The organism is Burkholderia sp. Tr-20355, assembly GCF_017104685.1.
Lineage (GTDB): Bacteria > Pseudomonadota > Gammaproteobacteria > Burkholderiales > Burkholderiaceae > Burkholderia > Burkholderia seminalis.
This window is the reverse complement of the sequence record NZ_JAAGPK010000084.1, coordinates 1-24,164: the sequence shown is the minus strand read 5'-3', so window position 1 is coordinate 24,164 and position 24,164 is coordinate 1. Positions and strand designations below refer to the sequence as shown.

The window sequence follows — 24,164 nt, the reverse complement described above, 5'->3', positions numbered from 1 at the left end:
CGCCGCTCATGCCGAAGGGACCCTCGATTGTGTTGGGTTGCCGTTTGTGAAAGAGCGGGCATGGGCGATGACCTGGACGTCCAGTGGCACCAATAGCGAGTTCCACCGATTTCAGGGCAAGGCTCGCTACGTCGCCAGCGGTGGCGAAATCAAGGCAAGGAAGGCGGACGCGACGCTGACACATGTGCTTCAGTACAACTGATTTTGATAGACGAAGCGGTGAACGACAGCGACTCGCCCGCGATACCTGATTCAAACATTCCTCACGCCGACGAACCAAGGTGCCAAACGATATCGCCCTTGAGGCGCCATGCCGTCACTGTCCAACCGTTGCGTGACGCATTTGGCACGTTTCAACATCACGGATTTTGTCGAAATGAATGGCATTTTTGATAAAAAGCTTCGCTGGCTTCGAGCGGCAATGGTTGTCGGCTCGTTGATCTGGTCGGGGACCGCGTTGGGCTATTGTGACAACGACGGTGAGTGGGCCGGTGGCACCTACAACGTGACGTTTCCCGCAACGATGAACGTCGCGGCGGCGCCTGTTGGCGACGTGCTGGCGCGCGCCGAGGTTACGTTTGCGGCGGCGGGGACCGGAATCAGCACCGCGTGTTGGGACACCAAGGCAACATTGTCGATGACGGTACCGGATGGTCAACTGGTTTCCGGATACAAAGGCGTATACAAAACCAGCGTGGACGGCATTGGCGTGAGATTTGTATTTGTCGACTTCGGTAACGCGGCAGGAGATATTCCGCCGATGACCTATCCCAGTGGATCCACGATTCTGGGAGGCGGTGCGCCCGTTTTGTATCCGCCGCACAAGGTGAGAGCGGAACTGGTCAGAACGGCGAAGAATGTGGGGCCGGGCGGCACCGTATCGCTCGCGTTCAATGCGGTCTTCGATGCCGCCAAGGATCCGTCCGGCAAGATCCTCCGTCGCCATATCAACGGGAGGGGCACGACACAGGTGACGAACAACATCTATTTCGGCGGCTGCCAGACCACGACGCCCGTCACCAATGTGCGGATGGACAAGGAGCCGATCGAACGGATCAAGGGCGGCCGGGCAGCGGAACATCCGTTCTCGCTTGAAGTCGCGTGCGGGACCAACAAGCCGGGCAATCCGCTTCCGGTGAAGGTGTACTTCGAAGGCGACAAGGAGGCTGCGGGCCTGTTGCGTCTGACTGGACGCGGCACACCGGGTGTCGCCGCCGGTGTCGGCATTGCGTTGACGAGCGACAAGGGCGTGAAGCTGCCATTCACCCAGGCCGACGCGCTGACGATGGACTGGAACCGCTCGAGCCCGGACGGCGAGGTCTACCGCTTTTCGGGCAAGGCGAAGTATGCGCCCACGACAGGCACGATCACCGCAGGCAGCGGCAATGCCACGCTGAACTTCGTGATCCAGTACAACTGAGCGGGAGCGGCAGGCCGGCCGGAATGTACCGACAAGGTAATCGGCATCGCAAGCCGCGGCGGCAGCGCGCGCTCGATGTCGTCCGAAAAATCCGGTTCAACCGCCTGATTGCACACCCGGCTCGGCTCCGGCTTCAGGCATGGAGCGAATGGACCGGAAAACTCGACCCGCCGCTTGCCGCACCCTGCGACAGCGGCGCGACCTGCTTGCGGCGCTCGCGCGTCGGCGCGACGCCGAACGCGTCGCGATAGCTCTTGCTGAAGTGGCACGCCGACTGGAAGCCGCACGCCATCGTGATGTGCATGATCGACATGTCGGTCTGCAGCAGCAACTCGCGCGCGCGGCGCAACCGCAGCGTCAGGTAGTAATGCGTGGGCGTCATGCCGAGGTGCTCGCGGAACAGGCGCTGCAGTTGCCGCTGCGACATGTTCGCGAGCCGCGCGAGTTCCTCGCGCGACAGCGGCTCCTCGATGTTGTTCTCCATCAGCGAGATCACTTCGAACAGCGACTTGTTCGCCGAGCCAAGCCGCGCGACGAGCGGCATGCGTTGTTGCGCGCTCGTGTCGCGCACGTGTTCGACGATGAATTGCTCGGCGATCTGCGTGACGCGCGCGGTGCCCACGCGCGCGGCGATCAGGTTCAGCATCATGTCGAGCGGCGCGACGCCGCCCGTGCACGTGATGCGGTCGCGATCGATCACGAACAGTTCCTTCAGGAAGCGCGTGTCCGGAAACTCTTCCTTCAGCGCCGACATGTTCTCCCAGTGGATCGCGCACGCGTAGCCCGCGAGCAGTCCCGACTTCGCGAGTGCATAGGTGCCCGTGCACAGGCTGCCGAGCGGGATGCCCGAGCGTGCGAAACGGCGCAGCGTCGACAGATGGGCCGGCGTCGTCGCACGCTGCACGTCGACGCCACCGCACACGAACACGATGTCGGGCTGCCCCGCGCATTCGGCCGGGCCCGTGTCGACCGTCAGGCCGTTGCTCGCCGTGACCGGGCCGCCGTCCGGGCTGATCACCGACCAGCGGTAGAGCGGCTGGCCGCTCAGGTAGTTCGCCATCCGAAGCACCTCGATCGCATTGGTGAACGCGATCATCGTGAAATTCGGTAACGGCATGAACGCGAAGTGGGACAGCGACGCTGTGCGGTCGGGCGACATGGGGAGCGTTCCTAGAATCTCTAATAGCTTTATGCCCGAAGGGCACGCATCGGGCTGCGGTATTGTGTGAGCGAGCGCAACAAGCGTGCCATACGGCTAAACCCTAGCTCCATACGTTGCCTGGGCGTCAGGCCCATGCTGCACTGCACCGTAACCGTGACATGCCGCACCCCGACCGGGCGGCAAACGCACTGCCGGTGTGCGTATCCATAGGTGAACGGCCGATACCGTTTGGGTTGGTCATCCCGAAAAGCACGACCGGTCACTTGTACAAAACGGACGCGCATGGCGGAAAAGGCAAAGAACGCGTCTAAATTCATCAATCCGCCGAAAATCCGAACGACAAGAATAGAGCCGTCGGCAGCCTTGCACTGGCGTAGCGGGAAACCCAGGCAGGGCGGGCCTTGAGCTTCGGTTGCAGCCCTTTATTCTTCGTCACGGACGCACTATGTCGAACACCCAGCCTTTCTTCTCGCAGCCCCTTGCCGAGCGCGACGCGCCGGTGCGCAGCGCCATCCTGAAGGAACTCGAGCGTCAGCAGTCGCAGGTCGAGCTGATCGCGTCGGAAAACATCGTGTCGCGCGCCGTGCTCGAGGCGCAAGGCTCGGTACTGACCAACAAGTACGCGGAAGGCTATCCCGGCAAGCGTTACTACGGCGGCTGCGAGTTCGCCGATGAAGTCGAGGCGCTGGCAATCGAGCGCGTGAAGCAGATCTTCAACGCCGGTTATGCGAACGTGCAGCCGCACTCGGGCGCGCAGGCGAACGGCTCGGTGATGCTCGCGCTGGCCAAGCCGGGCGACACGGTGCTCGGCATGTCGCTGGATGCCGGCGGCCACCTGACGCACGGCGCGAAGCCGGCGCTGTCGGGCAAGTGGTTCAACGCCGTTCAGTACGGCGTAAACCGCGACACGATGCGGATCGACTACGACCAGGTCGAGGCGCTTGCCCACGAACACAAGCCGAACCTGATCATCGCCGGTTTCTCGGCCTACCCGCGTGCGCTCGACTTCGCGCGCTTCCGCGCGATCGCCGACAGCGTCGGCGCGAAGCTGATGGTCGACATGGCGCACATCGCCGGCGTGATCGCCGCCGGCCGCCACGCGAACCCGGTCGAGCACGCGCACGTCGTCACGTCGACCACGCACAAGACGCTGCGCGGCCCGCGCGGCGGCTTCGTGCTGACCAACGACGAGGACATCGCGAAGAAGATCAACTCGGCCGTGTTCCCCGGCCTGCAGGGCGGCCCGCTGATGCACGTGATCGCCGGCAAGGCCGTCGCGTTCGGCGAAGTGCTGCATGCCGATTTCAAGACCTACATCGACAACGTGCTCGCGAACGCGCAGGCGCTCGGCGAAGTGCTGAAGGCCGGCGGCGTCGATCTCGTCACGGGCGGCACCGACAACCACCTGCTGCTGGTCGACCTGCGCCCGAAGGGCCTGAAGGGCGCGCCGGTCGAGCAGGCGCTGGAACGCGCGGGCATCACCTGCAACAAGAACGGCATCCCGTTCGACACCGAGAAGCCGACCGTCACGTCGGGCATCCGTCTCGGCACGCCGGCGGGCACGACGCGCGGCTTCGGCGTGGCGGAGTTCCGCGAAATCGGCCGCCTGATCCTCGAGGTGTTCGACGCGCTGCGCGCGAATCCGGAAGGCGACCCCGCGACCGAACAGCGCGTGCGCCGCGAGATCTTCGCGCTTTGCGAGCGCTTCCCGATCTACTGATCGATCCCACAAGAACAGACCCACGAGCGAGAGCGGATATGAGCACGCTGCATCAGGACAGCATCATCATCGACGGACTGAACATTTCGAAGTTCGAGAAGCCGGTGTTCGAGGACATGCGCAAGGGCGGCATCACGGCCGCGAACTGCACGGTGTCGGTGTGGGAGAACTTCACCAAGACCGTCGACAACATCGGCGTGATGAAGAAGAAGATCCGCGACAACGGCGAGCTGCTGACGCTCGTGCGCACGACGGACGACATCTTCCGCGCGAAGAAGGAAGGCAAGACCGGGATCATCCTCGGCTTCCAGAACGCGCATGCATTCGAGGACAACCTCGGCTACATCGAAGCGTTCGCCGACATGGGCGTGCGTGTGGTGCAGCTCTGCTATAACACGCAGAACCTGGTCGGCACCGGCTGCTACGAGCGCGACGGCGGGCTGTCGGACTTCGGCCGCGAAGTGATCACCGAGATGAACCGCGTCGGCATCATGGTCGACCTGTCGCATGTGGGCGGCAACACGTCGTCGGAAGCGATCGCGTTCTCGAAGAAGCCGGTGTGCTACTCGCACTGCCTGCCGTCGGGCCTGAAGGAGCATCCGCGCAACAAGAGCGACGCGCAGCTCAAGGAGATCGCCGATGCGGGCGGCTTCGTCGGCGTGACGATGTTCGCGCCGTTCCTGAAGCGCGGGATCGAAGCGAACATCGACGACTACATCGAGGCGATCGACTACGTCGTGAACCTGATCGGCGAAGACGCGGTCGGCATCGGCACGGACTTCACGCAGGATTTCGCGAAGGAGTTCTTCGACATGCTGACGCATGACAAGGGCCGCTATCGCCAGCTGACGAACTTCGGCAAGGTGATCAACCCGGACGGCATCCGCACGATCGGCGAATTCCCGAACCTGACCGCGGCGATGGAACGCCACGGCTGGAAGGAGTCGCGGATCCGCAAGATCATGGGCGAGAACTGGGTGCGCGTGTTCAAGGACGTGTGGGGCGCGTAAGCGCCGCATCGCGCCGAACCGCTACCCGCGATTCAACATTAGAAAAATCGGGACGCGCCCGCGCAAGCCGCGCGGGCGCGCGGACGATGTCGCGCCTGCGCGCTGAACCGCGCGGCCAATTTCCTCACGGAGTCACCACGATGCAACCGCAACTGCCGATCAACGTCGATCCCGATACCGGCGTCTGGACCACCGACGCGCTGCCGATGCTGTACGTGCCGCGCCACTTCTTCACGAACAACCACGTCGCCGTCGAGGAAGCGCTCGGCGTCGACGCGTATGCCGAGATCCTCTACAAGGCCGGCTACAAGTCCGCCTACCACTGGTGCGACAAGGAAGCGAAGCTGCACGGCCTGACCGGCATGGCCGTGTTCGAGCACTACCTGAAGCGCCTGTCGCAGCGTGGCTGGGGCCTGTTCTCGATCATCGAGGCCGATCCGGCCGCCGCACGCGCGAAGATCGAGCTGCGCCACTCGTCGTTCGTGCTCCAGCAGCCGGGCAAGGAAGGCAAGCTCTGCTACATGTTCGCGGGCTGGTTCGCGGGCGCGATGGACTGGGTCAACGACACGACGCCGGCAGGCAAGGGTGCACCGCGCGCGCAGTCGAAGGAAGTGCAGTGCGCGGCCGAGCATCACGACCACTGCGTCTTCGAAGTGTCGCCGATCGCGCACTGACGCCTCGTTTCACTGAAGCAGAACAACACCCGCAACACGAGACATTCGAACGCCAGAGGTCGCCAGCGATGCGTTATCCCCACCTGTTCAAACCCATGCAGCTGAACCAGCTGACGCTGCGCAACCGGATCGTCAGCACCGCGCACGCGGAGGTGTATGCGGAGCCGGGCGGTCTGCCGGGCGACCGCTATATCCGCTACTACGAGGAAAAGGCCAAGGGCGGCGTCGGCCTGGCCATCTGCGGCGGGTCGAGCCCGGTGTCGATCGACAGCCCGCAAGGCTGGTGGAAATCGGTGAACCTGTCGACCGACAAGATCATCGATCCGCTCACGCGCCTGGCCGACACGATGCACAAGCACGGCGCGAAGATCATGATCCAGGCGACGCACATGGGCCGCCGCTCGTCGTTCCACGGCGAGCACTGGCCGCACCTGATGTCGCCGTCGGGCGTGCGCGAACCCGTGCACCGCGGCAACGCGAAGATCATCGAGATCGAGGAAATCCGCCGCATCATCGGCGATTTCGCGGCGGCCGCGAAGCGCGTGAAGGCGGCCGGCATGGACGGCATCGAGATCTCGGCCGCTCACCAGCACCTGATCGACCAGTTCTGGAGCAAGCGTTCGAACCATCGCACCGACGAATGGGGCGGCAGCCTCGAAAACCGCCTGCGCTTCGGCATCGAAGTGCTGACGGCCGTGCGCGAGGCGGTCGGCAAGGATTTCTGCGTCGGCCTGCGCATGTGCGGCGACGAATTCCACGAGGACGGCCTCGATCACGAAGCGCTGAAGGAAATCGCGCAGGCGATGTCGGAGACGGGCCTGATCGACTACCTGAGCGTGGTCGGCTCGGGCGGCGACACGCACAACACGATCGCGAACTGCATGCCGCCGATGGCATTGCCGCCGGAGCCGTTCGTGCACCTCGCGGCCGGCATCAAGTCGGTCGTGAAGATTCCGGTGATGCACGCGCAGAGCATCCGCGACGCGGGCCAGGCCGAGCGCCTGCTCGCGACCGGCATGATCGACCTGGTCGGCATGACGCGCGCGCAGATCGCCGATCCGCACATGGTGATCAAGATCCGCGACGGCCGCGAAGACGAAATCAAGCAGTGCGTCGGCGCGAACTACTGCATCGACCGCCAGTACAACGGCCTCGACGTGCTGTGCATCCAGAACGCGGCGACGTCGCGCGAAGCGACGATGCCGCACATCATCGAGAAGTCGCGCGGCCCGAAGCGCAAGGTCGTGGTGGTCGGCGCGGGCCCGGCGGGCCTCGAGGCGGCGCGCGTCGCGAAGCTGCGCGGCCACGATGTCGTGCTGTTCGAGAAGAACGCGGAAGTGGGCGGCCAGGTGATGATCGCCGCGAAGGCGCCGCAGCGCGAGCAGATGTCGGGGATCATCCGCTGGTTCGACATGGAGACGAAGCGCCTGGGCGTCGACCGCCGTCTCGGCGTGGCCGCCGACGAGAAGATGATCATGGCCGAGAAGCCGGACATCGTCGTGCTCGCGACGGGCGGGTCGAGCTTCACGTGGCAGGTGCCGGGCTGGGGCGTGGCCGAGGGGCTCGCCGTCAGCTCGTGGGACATCCTGACCGGCAAGGTCGAGCCGAAGCAGAACGTGCTGCTGTTCGACGGCGTGAGCACGCATGCGGGTGCAGGCGTGGCCGACTTCATGGCGAGCCGCGGCTCGAAGGTCGAGGTCGTCACGCCGGACGTGAAGGTCGCCGACGATTGCGGCGGCACGACGTTCCCGATCTTCTACCGACGCCTGTACGCGTTCGGCGTGATCCCGACGCCGAACACGATGCTCGACCGCGTCTATGAAGAGAACGGCAAGATGATCGCCGTGCTGCGCAACGAGTACACGGAAGAACTGGAAGAGCGCGCCGTCGACCAGGTGGTGATCGAGAACGGTTCGTCGCCGAACGACGAGCTGTACTGGAAGCTCAAGCCGGAATCGGTGAACCGCGGCCAGATCGATCCGCACACGCTGTTCGCGGCCGAGCCGCAGCCGTGCCTGTCGGAAGAACTCGGCAACGGCCGTTTCCTGCTGTTCCGTGTCGGCGACTGCATCTCGATGCACAACGTCCACGGGGCAATCTACGACTCGCTGCGTCTCGTGAAGGATTTCTGAACGATGAACCCGTCCTTCCTCATTACCGCCCTGTTGTGGCTGTCGGTGGCGGGGCTCGCGTTCGCGGTCGCGAAGCGCTCGTCCTACTGGCGCCTGGGCCGCGCCACGACGCCCGGCTCGTTCGGCGTCGCGAACCTGTTCGCGATTCCGAAGCGCTATTTCGTCGACCTGCACCACGTGGTCGCCCGCGATCCGTACATCGCGAAGACGCACGTCGCGACGGCCGGCGGCGCGATCGGCGCGCTGGCGCTGGTGTTCGTCAACTACGGCCTCGCGATCTATTCGCCCTGGCTCGACAAGCTGATTTTCCTCGCGGCGCTCGCGATGCTGGTCGGCGCGGTGTTCGTGTGGCGCCGCCGCGCGGCCCGGGACGTGCCCGCGCGGCTGTCGAAAGGCCCGTGGAACACGCTGCCCTGGCTGCTCGGCTCGTTCGCGCTCGGCCTCGTGCTGTTCATGCTGGTGCCGACCGGCGCGATGTCGGGTGCGTTCGCGGTGCTCTGCGCGCTGCTGATCGGCGTCGGCGCGTTCACGATGACGATCGGCGCCGCGAAGGGCGGCCCGATGAAGCATGCGATCGCCGGCCTGCTGCACCTCGCGTTCCACCCGCGCCAGGAGCGTTTCGCCGCCACGCGCGAATCGTTCACCGGCAACGGCACGGCCACGCCGCCGACCGCGCTGAAGCTGCCGGACATCGAGCATCAGGAATACGGTGTCGCGAAGCCGGTCGAATTCCGCTGGAACCAGCTGCTGAGTTTCGATGCCTGCGTGCAGTGCGGCAAGTGCGAGGCCGCGTGCCCCGCGTTCGCGTCGGGCCAGCCGCTGAACCCGAAGAAGCTGATCCAGGATCTCGTCGTCGGGATGGCCGGCGGTACCGATGCGGCATACGCGGGCAGCCCGTCGCCGGGCCTCGCGGTCGGCCAGCATCGCGGCGAGCCGAACGGCCCGATCGTGTCGGGGCTGATCGAGGAGCAGACGCTGTGGTCGTGCACGACCTGCCGTGCGTGCGTGCAGGAGTGCCCGATGCTGATCGAACACGTCGACGCGATCGTCGACATGCGCCGCAATCGCACGCTCGTGCACGGCACGGTGCCCGGCAAGGGCCAGGAAGTGCTCGCGAACCTGCGTGAAACGGGCACGATGGGCGGCTACGACACGGCCGCGCGCTACGACTGGTCGGTCGACCTGAGCGCGCCCGTCGCGCAGCCGGGCAAGCCGGTCGACGTGCTGTTCGTCGCGGGCGAAGGCGCATTCGACATGCGCTACCAGCGCACGCTGCGCGCGTTCGTCAAGGTGCTGAACAAGGCGGGCGTCGACTACGCGGTGCTCGGCTCGACCGAGACCGACACGGGCGACGTCGCACGCCGGCTCGGCGATGAAGCGACCTTCCAGCAGATGGCGAAGCGCCTGATCGGCACGCTCGGCACGCTGTCGTACAAGCAGATCGTGACGGCCGACCCGCACGTGATGCACAGCCTGCGCAACGAATACCGTGCGCTCGGGCTGCGCGTGACGGTCAAGCATCACACGACCTATCTCGCCGAGCTCGCCGACAGCGGCAAGATCGCGCCGAAGGCCGTCGAGTCGCTGCAGGAAAAGCGCACGACGTATCACGACCCGTGCTACCTCGGCCGCTACAACGGCGAGACGGAAGCGCCGCGCAAGCTGTTGAAGACGATCGGCATCCAGGTCGTCGAGATGGAGCGCAACGGCATGCGCGGGCGCTGCTGCGGCGGTGGCGGCGGCGCGCCGCTGACCGACATCCCCGGCAAGCAGCGCATTCCCGACATCCGCATCGCCGACGCACGCACGATCGGCGCGGACGTGGTCGCGGTTGCATGCCCGAACTGCACGGCCATGCTCGAAGGCGTCGTGGGCCCGCGCCCCGACGTGCTCGACGTCGCCGAACTCGTCGCCGCCTCGCTGGAGTGAATCGATGAATACGATCAAACGAATCGATCCGCGCCGGCCGTTCATCATCACGGCCGCCGGCCTGAAGCGCATCACGCTCGGCGAGGAAGGCAGCGCCGATGCGAACGCCGCGCACGGGTCCGTGCACGGCCATGGCGCGGTGGCCGCGAAGCCGCGCCGCGCGCTGCAGGATCCGAAACACGTGATGCTGGTGGTCGCGCACTGTGAGCGCGGCGCGCTCGACGACCATGCGCGGCAGGCGATCGCCGCCGCCGCCGTGCTCGCCGATGCGCAAACCGAAGTCGCGCTGCTCGCGTTCGGCGAATTGAAGGACGACGCGGCCGAACTCGGCGTCGACAAGCTGCTCGAGCTGACCGGCTTCGATCGCCGCGCGTTCGATCCCGAAAGCGAATTGCAAGCGTTGCAGGCCTGTGTGGCCGCGCTCGCACCGAAACACGTGTTCGTGCCCGACAACGCGACGGGCGACGGCGATCTTGGCCGGCGTTACGCGGCGGCCGCCGGCGCGAGCGTCGCGACCCACGTCGTCGAGATCGACGCGAAGCATGTCGGCGCATATGCGCAGGCCGGGCGGGCGTTTGCCACGCGTGCGCTGCCCGACGTGATCCTGCTTGCGCCGAACGCGGCCGACGCGAAGCTGCCGTTCGTCGGCGCGGGCGAACGGCTGGCCGCCGATTTCATCCGCCCGGCGCATGACGCCGCGCAGCCGTACCGCGATCTCGGCCTGGAAGAAATCGACGCGGCCCAGGTCGCGCTCGAGGAAGCCGACTTCATCGTGTCGGCCGGCAACGGCGTGTCGGACATCGGCGCGTTCGAGCAGCTGGCCGGTGCGTTCGGCGCGGCGATCGGCGCGAGCCGTGTCGCGGTCGACAACGGCCACTTCACGCGCGACAAGCAGGTCGGCGCGACCGGCAAGACGGTCGAGGCAAGCGTGTACATCGCGTTCGGCATCTCCGGTGCGGTACAGCACTTGCAGGGGATCAAGGACTGCCGCCACGTGATCGCGGTGAACCTCGACGGCAGTGCGCCGATCGCGAAGCGCGCGAACCTGACGGTGGTCGGCGACGCGCAGGCGACGATCGCCGCGCTGATCGAACAGGTACAGGCCGCGCGTGCCGCGCGCGGCGAATCGCCGGCCGCGGTCGGCGCCCGTGAACCGGAAGGAGTGGCCGCATGAACGCCCCCCGCCTCTTGCAACGCATCGCGGTGCTCGTGTCCGTCGGCCGGCATCCGGTCAGCGGCGTCGTGCGCTACAGCCGTAACGACGCGGCCGCGCTCGAAACCGGTCGCCAGCTCGCCGAGCAGCATCGCGCGACGCTCGACGTGATCCATGCCGGCGATCCCGCGAATGCGGCGCTGGCCGAATATCTCGCGCTCGGCGCGCGGGAGGTCGAAGTGCTGGCCTGCCGCGACGGCGACGATGCCGTCCACGCGCTCGCCGCGCGTATCGAAGGCTACGACCTCGTGCTGACCGGCACGCGCGCCGAGGGCGCGTACGACACCGGGATGCTGCCGTACCGCATCGCCGCGGCGCTCGGTTATCCGCTGGTCGGCTCGGCCGTCGACGTGACGGTCGAAGGCGGCCGCGCGGCTGTCCGGCAATTTTTGCCGAAAGGGTTGCGGCGGCGCGTCGATGCCGCGCTGCCGGCCGTGATTGCCGTCCATCCGCTCGCCAATGCCGAGCCGCGCTACGCGTATGCGCGGCTGCGCGCCGGCGCGATCCGGCCGGCGCTCGCGGCGCCCGGCGCGGACGCCGACGCGACCGCGTGGACGGTTGGCCCGGTCGAGCGTAAGCCCGTCAAGCTGGTCGCCGCCGAGAAGCGTTCCGGGCATGCCCGGATGCTGTCCGCGACGACGACCGAAAGCCGGGGCGGCAACGTCGTAAATGAAGGGAGTTCGGTCGAAAAAGCACAAGTGATCCTCGCGTATTTGCGCGAGCATCAGCTCATCGACTACTGATTTTGATGCCTGTCGGCAAGAACCCAGGGATGCAAGGAATCCGGAGCAAACGATGAAAGTATCGGCAGACATTCGTGCACTGATCGAGCGGCGCAAGGAAGGGCACAGCCTCGAGGCGCCGTTCTACACGAGCGAGGACATCTTCGCGCTCGACATGGAGGCGATTTTCCGCCAGCACTGGATCCAGGTGGCGGTCGAACCGGACATTCCCGAGCCGGGCGACTACGTGACGGTCCAATTGGGGAGCGATTCGATCCTGATCGTGCGCGACGACGACATGGCGATCCGCGCGTTCCACAACGTGTGCCGTCACCGCGGCGCGCGCTTGTGCAACGAGGACAAGGGTTCGGTCGGCAACATCGTGTGCCCGTACCACAGCTGGACCTACAACCTGACGGGCCAGCTGATGTTCGCCGAGCACATGGGCGAGAAGTTCGACCGCTGCAAGCACAGCCTGAAGTCGGTGCACGTCGAGAACCTCGCGGGCCTGATCTTCATCTGCCTCGCCGACGAGCCGCCGGTCGACTTCGCGCAGATGCGCGCCGAGATGGAGCCGTACCTGCTGCCGCACGATCTGCCGAGCACGAAGATCGCCGCGCAGATCGACATCATCGAGGAAGGCAACTGGAAGCTCACGATGGAGAACAACCGCGAGTGCTATCACTGCGTCGCGAACCATCCGGAGCTGACGATCTCGCTGTACGAATACGGCTTCGGCTACCAGCGTTCCGACGCGAACGCCGAAGGCATGGACGCATTCGCCGAAACGTGCGTGCGGCGCGGCAAGGAGTGGGCCGAGATGGGCCTGCCGTCCGCCGAAATCGAGAAGCTGCTCGACGTGACGGGTTTCCGCACGCAGCGCCTGCCGCTCGACCGCAGCGGCGAATCGCAGACGCTCGACGCGAAGGTCGCGTCGAAGAAGCTGCTCGGCGGCTTCGACAAGGCCGACCTCGGCGGCCTGTCGTTCTGGACGCAGCCGAACTCGTGGCACCACTTCATGAGCGATCACATCGTGACGTTCTCGGTGATCCCGCTGTCGGCCGGCAAGACGCTCGTGCGCACGAAGTGGCTCGTGCACAAGGACGCGAAGGAAGGTATCGACTACGACGTGAAGAACCTGACGGCCGTGTGGAACGCGACCAACGACCAGGATCGCGCGCTCGTCGAGTTCTCGCAGCGCGGCGCGAGCAGCAGCGCGTACGAGCCGGGCCCGTATTCGCCGTACACGGAAGGTCTCGTCGAAAAATTCTCGGCATGGTACATCGGCCGGCTCGCCGAAAAAACCGGCGAATAGGTCATAGCAGCGGACAAGCGGAGCAACTGATGAAACGATCCCCACGCTCACTGCGTTCCCTGCCCCCCACGGGGGCGGTCAGCCTCCTTGGGGCGGCCCTGCGGAGGCTGACATGATGCGAGACGCGGCCAATTTCGAGCCGACGGACAGCCGGGTCACGCGCCCGGCGTTCTGGAACGGCCTGCCCGAGCGGTGGACGAGCGACGTCGAGGAAACGCTGGTGTGCTGCCACGTGCGGCAGGAAACGCACGACGTGAAGAGCTTCTTCTTCCGTTCGCCGCAGGGCCGCACGTTCTCGTTCGAGCCCGGGCAGTTCCTCACGCTCGAGCTCGACATCGACGGCGAAACGATCAACCGCTGCTACACGATCTCGTCGTCGCCGGCGCGACCGCACACGGTGTCGATCACGGTGAAGCGCGTGCCGGGCGGCAAGGTGTCGAACTGGCTGCACGACAACCTGCAGCCCGGCGCCTCGGTGCGCGTGCTCGGCCCGGCCGGCGAGTTCACGTGCGCCCGGCATCCGGCGCGCAAGTACCTGTTCCTGTCGGCCGGCTCGGGCGTCACGCCGCTGATGTCGATGAGCCGCGCGCACCACGATCTCGCGGAAGATCGCGACATCCTGTTCGTGCACAGTGCGCGCACGCCGGACGACATCATCTTCGCGCGCGAGCTGGACCTGATCGCGTCGAACCATGCGAACTTCCGCACGTCGTTCGTCGTCGAGCGCGTGGGCGCGCGCACGAACTGGCCGGGCGTCACGGGTTTCCTGACGCTGCCGCTGCTGAAGCTGATCGCACCGGACTTCATGGAGCGCGAGATCTTCACGTGCGGCCCCGCGCCGTACATGAAGGCCGTGCGCGACCTGCTCGACGAAGCCGGTTTCGATCGCAAGCAGTATCACGAGGAAAGCTTCTCGTTCGAGACGCTCGCGCAGACCGCGAGCGACGAGTTGCTCGCCGATCTCGTACCGCCGGCCGAAGGCGGCGACACCGACACGAAGCAGTACACCGTCAGCTTCGCGAAGAGCAACCGCGAGATTTCGTGCGGCTCGGAGCAGCACGTGCTCGACGCGGCGCGCCAGTCGGGCGTGCGGCTGCCGGCCTCGTGCACGCAGGGCATGTGCGGCACCTGCAAGGTGAAGCTCGTGTCGGGGCAGGTCGAAATGAAGCACAACGGCGGCATCCGCCAGCGCGAGATCGACCAGGGGATGGTGCTGCTGTGCTGCAGCAAGCCGCTGTCGGATCTCGTGATCGACAAGTAGTCGCGATGTGTCGGCGCTTGTCCGGACACGTCGCGTCCGGACAAGCATCCGTCGGAAAACAACGATACCGCGGATTTGTGGTTGAAGAACCTAGAGAGACAACGCGCACGGTGCGCTTATCAAGGAGATCGACCATGAAACTGTTCGGAAAACTGTTGTGGACCGGCGCACTGTCGGCGATGGTGGCGCTGAGCACGTCGGCACTCGCCGATACGAAGCCGACGCTGAAGATCGGCTACGTCGAAGGCTGGGACGACAGCGTCGCGACGTCCAACGTCGCGGCTCGCGTCATCGAGAAGAAGCTCGGCTACGAGGTGAAGCTCGTGCCGGTCGCGGCCGGGATCATGTGGCAGGGTGTCGCGCGCGGCGACCTCGATGCGACGCTGTCCGCGTGGCTGCCGGTCACGCACGGCTCCTACTGGGATGAATACAAGGCCAAGGTCGTCGACCTCGGCGCGAATTTTCCCGATGCGAAGATCGGCCTGATCGTGCCCGCGTACGTGAAGGCGAAGAGCATCGACGACCTGAATGCGGAGAAGGCCAGCTTCGGCGGCCGGATCGTCGGCATCGATGCGGGCGCCGGCGTGATGCGCAAGACCGACGACGCGATCAAGAGCTACGGGCTGAACTACACGCTGATGCCGAGTTCGGGCAGCGCGATGACGGCCGAGCTGTCGCGTTCGGTCGGTGCGAGCAAGCCGGTCATCGTGACGGGCTGGGCACCGCACTGGATGTTCGCGAAGTGGAAGCTGCGCTTCCTCGAGGATCCGAAGAAGGTGTTCGGCGGTGCCGAGCACGTCGACAGCGTCGTGAATCCGGGGCTCGAAGCCAAGGCCAAGCCGGTCGTCGCGTTCCTGAAGAAATTCCAGTGGAAGCCGGGTGAAATCGACAGCGTGATGCTGGCGATCCAGAACGGTTCGAAGCCGGAAGCAGCCGCGGACGCGTGGATTGCCGCGCATCCGGACCGCGTGAATGCGTGGACGGAAGGCGCGCAGTAAGCGTCACCCAATACGTCGTACGAATCATCATAAAAACATGCCGGGAATGGTTTGCAGGAATCCGAAATAATCGAGATTCAATGCGGCCATATCCCGGAATTATTTTTCGGATTCTGCAAAAAAGCCCGTAAATTGTTACACTACGGCGCTTGTGCAAAATCATCACAGCTTGCATCGAACCAGAGTAAGCGCTAAAGCGCCAACTCCGATCGAGAGGAGGAATTGGATGAGTCAGGCAGGACTGCGTGCGAATCGCACCAGTGACGTTGAGGCAACCATCTCACATGATTCGACGGGCCACACGCTGCATCGTGGCCTGACCTGGAAAGACGCATTTTGGGTGACGAGCGGCGTGCCGGCAGGCGTGCTGTTCACGATCGGCGGCGTATGCGCGACGATCGGCCAGCCCGCGTGGGCGATCTGGATCGCCGCGATCACGATGGGGCTGATTCAAAGCGCGACTTATGCGGAAATCTCGGGGCTATTTCCTCATAAATCGGGCGGCGCGTCCGTATATGGCGCGATCGGATGGGTCCGTTACAGCAAGCTGATTGCCCCGGTTTCCGTGTGGTGCAACTGGCTCGCGTGGTCGCCGATGCTTGCGCTCGGCTGCGGCCTCGCGGCGAGCTATGCGCTCACGAGTCTCTTTCCCGCCAACGCGGCGGTGCTGCAATGGCAGCTCAAGATCGCGGATCTCGGTTTCATCAAGCCGGGTTTGTCCCTGCGGATCAATGCGACGTTCATCATCGCGACGATCCTGCTTCTCATCACGTTCAAGCTTCAGCACAGCGGCGCATCGAAGGCGGCACGCACGCAGCGCATCCTCGGCATCGCGTCGCTCACGCCGCTACTGATCGTCGGCATCGTGCCGTTCGTCACCGGCGACGTGCCGATGTCGAACCTGCTTCCGCTGCTGCCGCTCGGTCACGACGCGCAAGGCAACCTCACGACCGCGACGTTCGGTTCGTGGAACGGGCAGGGCGTCACGATGGCGCTCGGCGCGATGTTCATGGCCGGCTGGGCGTCGTATGGTTTCGAGACGGCCGTCTGCTACACGCGTGAATTCCGCGATCCGCGCCGCGATACCGCGAAGGCGATCTTCTGGTCGGGCGCGCTGTGCCTCGTCGTGATGACGCTCGTGCCGATGGCGTTCCAGGGCGCGCTCGGCACGCAGGCGATGCTCGATCCGTCGATCGGCGACGGCACGGGTGTCGCGGCCGCGATGGCGAAGATCGTCGGCGGCGGCGCGTGGGTCGCGAATGCGGTCGTCGTGATGCTGATGCTGTCGATCCTGCTGATCGTGATGACGTCGATGATGGGCTCGTCGCGCACGCTGTACCAGGCATCGGTCGACGGCTGGCTGCCGAAGTACCTGTCGCACGTGAACGAGCACGGCTCGCCCACCCGCGCGATGTGGACGGACCTCGGCTTCAACCTCGTGTTGCTGATGATGTCGGACTACATGACGGTGCTGTCGATCTCGAACGTCTGCTACATGCTGTTCGTATTCCTGAATCTCCAGTCGGGCTGGATCCACCGGATGGATCGCGGCAACTGGGATCGGCCGTTCCGCTGCCCGACCTGGCTGCTCGTCGCAGGCTCGATCTGCGGCTACGCGAACCTCGTCTACGTCGGCGCGGGTGCGAACCTGCAGGGCGAAGGCACGTTGCGCAACGGACTGATCGCGATGCTGCTGATCGTGCCGGTCTTCCTGTATCGCCACTATTGGCAGGATCGCGGCCGCTTCCCCGAGCAGATGCAGCGCGACATGGAGCTCGAAGTGCCGAAGCGCGCGATGTGGCTGAACCTGATGCCGTATGCCGCGCTGATCGGCGCGGGGCTGACGATCTGGCTGTCGTATTACCTCGCATGGGTGAAGTGACGCGTCAGGCCGTGTAACGGCGCACATCACCCGGAAACCGCATACGGCGGTGCGATCTCGCCGCCCGCAACGAAGCCCGACCGGCTGCAACCGGCCGGGCTTTCGTCATTCAGGGCCGGCGGCATGGCCGGCGTGCACGGCGCCCGCCCGCGAGCGACGACGCTTGATTTTGAGAATGATCGGTTCTAATATCCTGACTCATGAGTCCAACTTCTCCCGGCTCCCGTGACAGGGGGCGCCCACGCGAATTCGACACCGACGAGGTGATCGACGCCGCGGCGCGCGTGTTCTGGGCGCAGGGATATCACGCGACGTCGATCGATACGCTGTGCGAGGCGACCGGCGTGTTTCGCGGCAGTCTGTACCGGACGTTCGGCGACAAGCACGGGCTGCTGGTCGCCGCGTTCGACCGTTATGCGGAAGGCGCGATCGCGCGGCTCAAGGAGCGTCTCGCGGCGGACTTGCCGCCGCGTCAGGCCCTCAGGGAAGCGCTGCTGTACTACACGGAAATCGGTGTTCGGCTGTCGGAGCGCCGCGGCTGCCTCATCACGAATTCGGCCGTCGAGTTGCTACCCGGCGACGACGTGTTGCGACCGTACATCGAATCGACGCTGCTGCGCATCGGCACGCAATTCAGCCTTGCGGTCGCACGCGGCCAGCAATCGGGCGATTTCGACCGGAACCTCGATCCGGAAGAGGTTGGCCGGTTCCTGCTGTGCCTGATCCAGGGCATGCGCGTGCTGGGCAAATCGAGTGCGTCGGAGGCGGAACTGGCTTCGATCGTCGAAATCGCGATGCGGGCGCTGACCTGATTTTTTTGATTATTTTGAGAACGATCAGTTTTAAATTGTGCGTGTTCCACGGACGGCAGTCGAAACCTTGACGGGCAAGCCGATTCGAAAAAGCAGCTGAAAAACCGCCGCCGCTGCGCGCAGCCGCACCGGCCTCATCGTTCAATTAATTTGGGAATGATCAGTCATGAATGCCGCAAATAACGCAGTGCCGGCCGCGGGCGCGTACGGGAAGGGGATCGCGGCATGTGTCGGTGCGACGATCCTGATGGGCGTGATGTTTCCGGTGATGACCGACGCGTTGCGACACATCGATCCATTCACGTTCACGTCGCTGCGCTACCTGATCGCGGGCAGCGCATTCCTCGTGTTGTTGCGGGTCGTCGAAGGGCCCGGCGCATTCCGCGCGGCCGGCGAATCGGTGCCGCTTGCATGGCTGCTCGGCTCGATCGGCTTTTGCGGGTTCGGGTCGTTCGTGTTCCTGGGCCAGCAGCTGGCCGGCGACGAAGGCGCGCTGACCGCATCGGTCATGATGGCGACCCAGCCGATGATGGGGCTGCTGCTCAACGCGCTGGTGCGGCGCGTCCCGCCCGCGCCGGTGTCGGTGCTGTTCGTGGTGCTGTCCTTCACCGGCGTGGTGCTCGTCGTCACGCGCGGCGACGTGGTGGCCGCGCTGCACGAACCGCAGCACTATGCGGCCAATGCGCTGATCGTCGTCGGTGCGTTGTGCTGGGTCGTCTATACGTTCGGCGCGGCGCGTTTCTCCGGCTGGTCGGCATTGAAATACACGACCTTCACGACGTGGCTCGGACTGACCACGATCGTCACGGTCAATCTGATGCTGGTCGCAACGCACCGGATCGCGGCGCCGTCATGGGCCGCCGTGCACGCGGTGCTGCCGCATCTCGCGTACATGGGGCCGGTGGCCGGCTTCGGCGCGATCCTGCTGTGGATGACGGGCAACCGGATCCTGGGGCCGATGAACGGCGTGCTGTTCATGGACGTCCTGCCCATCACCGCGTTCATCGTGTCCGCCGCCACGGGCGTGGTGCCCACTCGCGCGCAAATCGCGGGCGCCGGGTTGACCGGCGCGGCACTGATTCTCAACAACCTGTATCTGCGGCGCCGGGCGCGGCGAATCGGCACGGCGCCGGCGCGCGTGCCTTCCGCCTCGACGTGAGGCACGGGGCGAGCCGGCCGCCGTTTCGCATGCCTACGAAAACACCACCGTCCGATCGCCGTTCAGGAACACGCGCCGTTCGATGAACGCCTTCACCGCGCGCGCGAGCGTGAGGCTTTCGACGTCGCGCCCGACCGCGAGCAGTTGCTCGGGGCGCAGCGCATGATCGACGCGCTCGACGACCTGCTCGATGATCGGCCCTTCGTCGAGATCGTCGGTGACGAAGTGTGCGGTCGCGCCGATCAGCTTCACGCCGCGTGTGTGCGCCTGGTGATACGGCTTCGCGCCCTTGAAGCCGGGCAGGAACGAATGATGGATGTTGATCGCGCGGTTCGCGAGCTTCGCGCTCGTTTCCTGCGACAGCACCTGCATGTAGCGCGCGAGGATCACGAGTTCGGCGCCGCTCGATTCGAAGAAGTCGAGCCACTGCGCTTCCTGCTGCGCCTTCGTGTCGGCCGTGATCGGGAAGTGCCGGAACGGCAGCCCGTGCTGGGCGGCGAGCGGCTCGAAATCGGGGTGGTTCGACACGATGCCGACGATGTCCATCTTCAGCTCGCCCATCCGCCAGCGGAACAGCAGGTCCGCGAGGCAGTGCTCGAGCTTCGACACCATGATCAGCACCTTCGGCCGTGCGTTCACGTCATGGATCGCCCATTGCATGTCGCCCTGCGCGCCGCCGAGGCTCGTGGCGATCGGCGTGAATTCCTGGCGCAGCGCGTCGATCTGCAGCGTTTCATCCGTCGGATGAAACACGCAGCGTACGAAGAAGCGGTTGCTGAGGTCGTCGTCGAACACGTTCAGCGCATCGACGTAGCAGCGATGGCGATCGAGAAAGCCGACGACGGCGGCGACCTGGCCGGCCGCGCTCGGGCACGACAGCGTCAGGACGAATTGATCGGGGCGGTGCTCGGCGGTCATGAGACTCCTCGGTTGGCATGGGCGCACGGCCGTGCGGCGGCGCACGACGGCGCCGCACCGCGCGGGTAGCGGGAGGCTCAAGTAAATCAGGACGATTCCGGGGCGGATAGAACCAACGCGCCGTGTGGCTGGTATCGGCGCGCCAGCGCGTGCGGGCCGGCCGGGCCCGTCAGACGCCGGCGCAGGCGTCGAGCAGCCAGCGCCGGAACACGTGGGTCGCATCCGGCTCGGGCCGCTGCGGCGGGCGCACCAGGAAGTAGCCGCGCGACGTGACGACGGGCGCGTCGACGAGCTTCACGAGCTGGCCGGACGCGACGAGCTCGTCGACGAGCGGCGACCAGCCGAGCGCGACGCCTTCGCCGAGCAGCGCCGCATGGATCACGAGCGCGTAGCTGTTGAAGGTCACGCCGCGCGCGGCGGGTGGCGGCTCGAGGCCATGCGCGTCGAACCAGCCGGACCACGACAGCCAGCGCTCGGGGCGCGTCGGCTGCACGTGCAGCAGCGGCAGTGCGAGCAGGTGGTCGGCCCGCGCGACGTCGCGGTGCGCGGCGCGGAACGCGGGCGAGCACACGGGCGTGACCGATTCCGGAAAGAGCCGTGCGGCCGTGCACGACGGCCAGTGACCGTCGCCGAACAGGACCGCGATGTCGGCGTGGTCGCGCTGCGGGTCGTAATCCTGTGACGTGACGACGCGCACGTCGACGTCCGGCATCACGCGCTTCAGGCCGGCGAGCCGCGGCATCAGCCAGTAGGTCGCGAAGCCGAAGTCGGTGACGATCGTGAGCGCGCCGTGCTCGCGGCGCGCGCGCAGCGTGGCGGTCGCGCCGCGCAGCGTGTCGAGGCTCAGCCGCACCGCTTCGTACAGGCACTGGCCGTCGGCCGTCAGCGTGACGCCGCGCGGACTGCGCTCGAACAGCGGCACGCCCAGTTCGGCTTCGAGCTGGTACACCTGCTGGCTCACGGCCGGCTGCGTCGAGCCCAGCTCGCGCGCGGCGGCCGTGAAGCTCGCGAGCCGGGCGGCCGATTCGAACGCGCGCAGCGCCTGCATCGACGGTAACGGTTCCGGTTTCGACATAAGTCTCTCTAATGGCCCCATAAGGGCCGGACGCCTACCCGCGCGAATTCGGGCGGGCGATAGTGCATCGGACGGTGCGGCACACGCGCTTCGCGGCCGCCGGGCAATGCGTTCCGCGATTCTAGCCAGCGCGGCCCGCGTGCGCGGCGGTTTCTGCGGGCTGTCTCCGTCATGCCGGACGTCCCGCCGCCGGAGCGGCGCGCCGCTCCGTTCGAACACCGCTTTCCCCACGACCGCTCATGACGAACCCGACACCCAACATCCTGATCCTGATGGCCGACCAGTTGACGCCGTTCGCGCTGCCGGCCTACGGCAACCGCGTCGCACGCACGCCGACGCTCGACCGGCTCGCCGCGCAAGGCGTGGTGTTCGACGCCGCCTACTGCGCGAGCCCGCTGTGCGCACCGTCGCGGTTCTCGCTGCTGACCGGCAAGCTGCCGTCGGGGATCGGCGCCTACGATAACGCCGCCGAGTTGCCGGCGCAAACGCTGACGTTCGCGCACTACCTGCGCGCGGGCGGCTACCGGACGATGCTGTCCGGCAAGATGCATTTCTGCGGGCCCGACCAGTTGCACGGCTTCGAGGAACGGCTCACGACCGACATCTATCCGGCCGATTTCGGCTGGGTGCCCGACTGGGACCAGCCGGGCGAGCGGCCGAGCTGGTATCACAACATGAGCTCGGTGCTGGAGGCGGGCCCGTGCGTGCGCACGAACCAGCTCGATTTCGACGACGAAGTCACGTTCGCCGCGAAGCAGAAGCTCTACGACGTCGCGCGCGAGCGCGCGGCCGGGCACGATGCGCGGCCGTTCTGCATGGTCGTGTCGCTGACCCATCCGCACGACCCGTACGCGATCACGCGCGAATACTGGGATCTGTACCGCGACGACGAGATCGACATGCCGGCCGTGCGGCTCGATGCGGCGGAAAGCGATCCGCATTCGCAGCGGCTGCGCGTCGTCTGCGAGAACGATCGCACGCCGCCCACCGACGCGCAGATCCGCGCCGCGCGCCATGCGTACTACGGCGCGACGTCCTATGTCGACGCGCAGTTCGGCAGCGTGCTGGCCGCGCTGGAGCAGTGCGGTTTCGCCGACGACACGATCGTGATCGTCACGTCCGACCATGGCGACATGCTCGGCGAGCGCGGGCTCTGGTACAAGATGACGTTCTTCGAGGGCGGCTGCCGCGTTCCGCTGATCGTCCATGCGCCGGGCCGCTTCGGCGCCGCGCGCGTGCGCGGGCCCGTGTCGCATCTCGACCTGCTGCCGACGCTCGTCGACCTGGCCGGCGCCGCGCCCGCCGGCGGCTGGCCCGACCCGGTCGACGGCGCGAGCCTCGTGCCGCACCTGCACGGCACGCCCGCGCACGATGTCGCGCTCGGCGAATACCTCGCGGAAGGCGCGCTCGCGCCGGTCGTGATGATCCGGCGCGGCGACTGGAAGTACGTGCATTGCCCGCTCGATCCCGACCAGCTCTACAACCTGTCGGACGACCCGCGCGAGCTGACGAACCTGGCCGGCGTGCCCGAGGCCGCCGACGTGCTCGCCGCGTTCCGCGCGGAAGCCGCGGGGCGCTGGAACCTGCCCGAGCTCGACCGGCAGGTGCGCGCGAGCCAGCGGCGCCGGCGCTTCCATTACGCGGCGACGACGCGGGGCCGTATCCAGGCGTGGGACTGGCAGCCGTTCACCGACGCGAGCCAGCGTTACATGCGCAATCACATCGAACTCGACACGCTCGAGGCGATGGCGCGTTTTCCGCGGGTCGGGCGCTGAGCGTCCCGCCTCGCGAACATGAACGAACGACGGAGGAAGCGGACGATGAAACGGCAATGCAATGCAGCAATCCGGATCGGCGCGGCGCTCGCCGCGGCCGCGTGCCTGGTGACGGCGCAGGGCGCACGGGCGGCCGACCCTCGGACGTGCGGCGACGTGAAGATGGCGGCGCCCGGCTGGACCGACATCGACGCGACGAACGCGATGGCGGGTGTCGTGCTGAAGGCGCTCGGCTACCGGCAGGAGGTAGCGAACCTGTCGGTGCCGATCACGTACCAGGGGCTGAAGAAAGGGCAGGTCGACGTGTTCCTCGGCAACTGGATGCCCGCGCAGGCGCCGCTCGTGAAGCCGTTCGTCGACGACAAGTCGATCGACGTGCTGCACGCGAACCTGAGCGGCGCGAAGTTCACGCTCGCGGTGCCCGACTACGTGGCGGCCGCCGGCGTGCATACGTTCGCCGATCTCGCGCGTCATGCGGACCGCTTCGGCGGCAAGATCTACGGGATCGAGCCCGGCGCGCCCGCGAACCAGAACATCAAGCGGATGCTCACCGACCACGCGCTCGGCCCGTCGAACTGGTCGCTCGTCGAATCGAGCGAGACCGGCATGCTCACGCAGGTCGAGCGGGCGGTGCGCGACAAGCGCTGGATCGTGTTCCTGGCCTGGGAGCCGCATCTGATGAACACGAAGTTCCATCTGACCTATCTGTCCGGCGGCGATGCGTACTTCGGCCCGAACTACGGCGGCGCGACGGTCAACACGGTCACGCGTGCCGGGTTCGCCGGCCAGTGCGCGAACCTCGCACGCCTGTTCCGGCAGATGACGTTCTCCGTCGACGTCGAGAACCGGATGATCGCCGACATGCTCGACAACAAGACGTCGCCCGCGCTCGCGGCGCAGCATGCGCTGAAGGCCGACCCGGCGCTGGTCGCCGGCTGGCTGGACGGCGTGACGACGGCGGCCGGCGCACCGGGCCTGCCGGCGGTA

At 66.3% G+C, this 24,164-nt stretch carries 20 protein-coding genes; 17 read left to right on the top strand and 3 right to left on the bottom strand.

Translation table 11 applies throughout. From position 1 onward, the window contains the following. The first annotated feature begins 67 nt into the window (after positions 1-67). Positions 68-202 carry a hypothetical protein gene (locus tag G3N62_RS36275; protein WP_260449323.1) on the top strand — a complete coding sequence of 45 codons (135 nt, stop codon included), beginning with the start codon at positions 68-70 and terminating at the stop codon, positions 200-202. Positions 203-310: 108 nt separating this feature from the next. Next, positions 311-1,420 (top strand): fimbrial protein, encoded by a 1,110-nt coding sequence (locus G3N62_RS21145; protein ID WP_124669613.1) that lies wholly within the window; start codon positions 311-313, stop codon positions 1,418-1,420. Between the two features lie 133 nt (positions 1,421-1,553). On the opposite strand, the gene G3N62_RS21140 is transcribed toward G3N62_RS21145, so the two are convergent. Then, positions 1,554-2,579 (bottom strand): GlxA family transcriptional regulator, encoded by a 1,026-nt coding sequence (locus G3N62_RS21140; protein ID WP_034186086.1) that lies wholly within the window; start codon positions 2,577-2,579, stop codon positions 1,554-1,556. Positions 2,580-3,027: 448 nt separating this feature from the next. On the opposite strand from G3N62_RS21140, the gene G3N62_RS21135 reads away from it, so the two are divergent. The 13 genes from G3N62_RS21135 (at position 3,028) to G3N62_RS21075 (ending at position 19,409) form a co-directional block, all read left to right on the top strand. Continuing rightward, positions 3,028-4,302 carry a serine hydroxymethyltransferase gene (locus tag G3N62_RS21135; protein ID WP_034186087.1) on the top strand — a complete coding sequence of 425 codons (1,275 nt, stop codon included), beginning with the start codon at positions 3,028-3,030 and terminating at the stop codon, positions 4,300-4,302. Positions 4,303-4,340: 38 nt separating this feature from the next. Then, positions 4,341-5,312, top strand: a complete 972-nt coding sequence (locus tag G3N62_RS21130) for a dipeptidase (RefSeq protein WP_034186088.1) — start codon at positions 4,341-4,343, stop codon at positions 5,310-5,312. Positions 5,313-5,452: 140 nt separating this feature from the next. Beyond that, positions 5,453-5,986, top strand: coding sequence for a DUF5943 domain-containing protein (locus G3N62_RS21125; protein ID WP_059556904.1), 534 nt, complete (start codon positions 5,453-5,455; stop codon positions 5,984-5,986). A 68-nt stretch (positions 5,987-6,054) separates the two neighbouring features. Then, entirely contained in the window at positions 6,055-8,118 is a 2,064-nt protein-coding gene (locus tag G3N62_RS21120; RefSeq protein WP_034186090.1) for an NADH:flavin oxidoreductase, read from the top strand. A 3-nt stretch (positions 8,119-8,121) separates the two neighbouring features. Continuing rightward, a complete protein-coding gene (locus tag G3N62_RS21115) occupies positions 8,122-10,047 on the top strand; it encodes a (Fe-S)-binding protein (RefSeq protein ID WP_124669614.1) in 1,926 nt (641 codons plus the stop codon). 4 nt (positions 10,048-10,051) lie between these two features. Further along, a complete protein-coding gene (locus G3N62_RS21110) occupies positions 10,052-11,221 on the top strand; it encodes an electron transfer flavoprotein subunit alpha/FixB family protein (protein ID WP_124669615.1) in 1,170 nt (389 codons plus the stop codon). Beyond that, the gene (locus G3N62_RS21105; protein ID WP_124669616.1) at positions 11,218-12,003 is read left to right on the top strand and encodes an electron transfer flavoprotein subunit beta/FixA family protein; all 786 of its coding nucleotides are present in this window, start codon (positions 11,218-11,220) and stop codon (positions 12,001-12,003) included. Before G3N62_RS21110 ends, G3N62_RS21105 begins: the two co-directional genes overlap by 4 nt. A gap of 52 nt (positions 12,004-12,055) precedes the next feature. Next, a complete protein-coding gene (locus G3N62_RS21100; RefSeq protein ID WP_034186094.1) occupies positions 12,056-13,297 on the top strand; it encodes an aromatic ring-hydroxylating dioxygenase subunit alpha in 1,242 nt (413 codons plus the stop codon). A gap of 112 nt (positions 13,298-13,409) precedes the next feature. Next, positions 13,410-14,558 carry a hybrid-cluster NAD(P)-dependent oxidoreductase gene (locus tag G3N62_RS21095; protein ID WP_049035887.1) on the top strand — a complete coding sequence of 383 codons (1,149 nt, stop codon included), beginning with the start codon at positions 13,410-13,412 and terminating at the stop codon, positions 14,556-14,558. A 134-nt stretch (positions 14,559-14,692) separates the two neighbouring features. Beyond that, positions 14,693-15,556 (top strand): glycine betaine ABC transporter substrate-binding protein, encoded by an 864-nt coding sequence (locus tag G3N62_RS21090; protein WP_034186096.1) that lies wholly within the window; start codon positions 14,693-14,695, stop codon positions 15,554-15,556. 226 nt (positions 15,557-15,782) lie between these two features. Continuing rightward, positions 15,783-17,438 (top strand): APC family permease, encoded by a 1,656-nt coding sequence (locus tag G3N62_RS21085; RefSeq protein WP_034186097.1) that lies wholly within the window; start codon positions 15,783-15,785, stop codon positions 17,436-17,438. Between the two features lie 200 nt (positions 17,439-17,638). Next, positions 17,639-18,250: a TetR/AcrR family transcriptional regulator gene (locus G3N62_RS21080; protein WP_069705485.1), complete on the top strand. Its 612-nt coding sequence runs from the start codon at positions 17,639-17,641 to the stop codon at positions 18,248-18,250. Positions 18,251-18,416: 166 nt separating this feature from the next. Continuing rightward, positions 18,417-19,409 (top strand): DMT family transporter, encoded by a 993-nt coding sequence (locus G3N62_RS21075; protein WP_124669617.1) that lies wholly within the window; start codon positions 18,417-18,419, stop codon positions 19,407-19,409. Between the two features lie 33 nt (positions 19,410-19,442). Here the strand turns inward: G3N62_RS21075 and purU are convergent, their stop codons facing one another. Further along, positions 19,443-20,327, bottom strand: a complete 885-nt coding sequence (gene purU / locus G3N62_RS21070) for a formyltetrahydrofolate deformylase (protein ID WP_124669618.1) — start codon at positions 20,325-20,327, stop codon at positions 19,443-19,445. Positions 20,328-20,496: 169 nt separating this feature from the next. Beyond that, positions 20,497-21,402: a LysR family transcriptional regulator gene (locus G3N62_RS21065; RefSeq protein ID WP_124669619.1), complete on the bottom strand. Its 906-nt coding sequence runs from the start codon at positions 21,400-21,402 to the stop codon at positions 20,497-20,499. A 239-nt stretch (positions 21,403-21,641) separates the two neighbouring features. Here G3N62_RS21065 and betC point away from each other — a divergent pair, with 239 nt between their 5' ends. Together betC and choX are read left to right on the top strand one after the other, a co-directional pair. After that, entirely contained in the window at positions 21,642-23,177 is a 1,536-nt protein-coding gene (gene betC, locus G3N62_RS21060; protein ID WP_124669620.1) for a choline-sulfatase, read from the top strand. A 45-nt stretch (positions 23,178-23,222) separates the two neighbouring features. After that, positions 23,223-24,164 (top strand): choline ABC transporter substrate-binding protein (gene choX / locus G3N62_RS21055; protein WP_206141290.1); only part of this gene is annotated, 942 nt, incomplete at its 3' end.

Excerpts from the sequence above, each read along its gene's own strand:
- G3N62_RS36275 (WP_260449323.1), top strand. The coding sequence starts at position 68 with ATGACCTGGACGTCCAGTGGCACCAATAGCGAGTTCCACCGATTTCAG.
- G3N62_RS21145 (WP_124669613.1), top strand. The coding sequence starts at position 311 with ATGCCGTCACTGTCCAACCGTTGCGTGACGCATTTGGCACGTTTCAAC.
- G3N62_RS21140 (WP_034186086.1), bottom strand. The coding sequence starts at position 2,579 with ATGTCGCCCGACCGCACAGCGTCGCTGTCCCACTTCGCGTTCATGCCG.
- G3N62_RS21135 (WP_034186087.1), top strand. The coding sequence starts at position 3,028 with ATGTCGAACACCCAGCCTTTCTTCTCGCAGCCCCTTGCCGAGCGCGAC.
- G3N62_RS21130 (WP_034186088.1), top strand. The coding sequence starts at position 4,341 with ATGAGCACGCTGCATCAGGACAGCATCATCATCGACGGACTGAACATT.
- G3N62_RS21125 (WP_059556904.1), top strand. The coding sequence starts at position 5,453 with ATGCAACCGCAACTGCCGATCAACGTCGATCCCGATACCGGCGTCTGG.
- G3N62_RS21120 (WP_034186090.1), top strand. The coding sequence starts at position 6,055 with ATGCGTTATCCCCACCTGTTCAAACCCATGCAGCTGAACCAGCTGACG.
- G3N62_RS21115 (WP_124669614.1), top strand. The coding sequence starts at position 8,122 with ATGAACCCGTCCTTCCTCATTACCGCCCTGTTGTGGCTGTCGGTGGCG.
- G3N62_RS21110 (WP_124669615.1), top strand. The coding sequence starts at position 10,052 with ATGAATACGATCAAACGAATCGATCCGCGCCGGCCGTTCATCATCACG.
- G3N62_RS21105 (WP_124669616.1), top strand. The coding sequence starts at position 11,218 with ATGAACGCCCCCCGCCTCTTGCAACGCATCGCGGTGCTCGTGTCCGTC.
- G3N62_RS21100 (WP_034186094.1), top strand. The coding sequence starts at position 12,056 with ATGAAAGTATCGGCAGACATTCGTGCACTGATCGAGCGGCGCAAGGAA.
- G3N62_RS21095 (WP_049035887.1), top strand. The coding sequence starts at position 13,410 with ATGATGCGAGACGCGGCCAATTTCGAGCCGACGGACAGCCGGGTCACG.
- G3N62_RS21090 (WP_034186096.1), top strand. The coding sequence starts at position 14,693 with ATGAAACTGTTCGGAAAACTGTTGTGGACCGGCGCACTGTCGGCGATG.
- G3N62_RS21085 (WP_034186097.1), top strand. The coding sequence starts at position 15,783 with ATGAGTCAGGCAGGACTGCGTGCGAATCGCACCAGTGACGTTGAGGCA.
- G3N62_RS21080 (WP_069705485.1), top strand. The coding sequence starts at position 17,639 with ATGAGTCCAACTTCTCCCGGCTCCCGTGACAGGGGGCGCCCACGCGAA.
- G3N62_RS21075 (WP_124669617.1), top strand. The coding sequence starts at position 18,417 with ATGAATGCCGCAAATAACGCAGTGCCGGCCGCGGGCGCGTACGGGAAG.
- purU (WP_124669618.1), bottom strand. The coding sequence starts at position 20,327 with ATGACCGCCGAGCACCGCCCCGATCAATTCGTCCTGACGCTGTCGTGC.
- G3N62_RS21065 (WP_124669619.1), bottom strand. The coding sequence starts at position 21,402 with ATGTCGAAACCGGAACCGTTACCGTCGATGCAGGCGCTGCGCGCGTTC.
- betC (WP_124669620.1), top strand. The coding sequence starts at position 21,642 with ATGACGAACCCGACACCCAACATCCTGATCCTGATGGCCGACCAGTTG.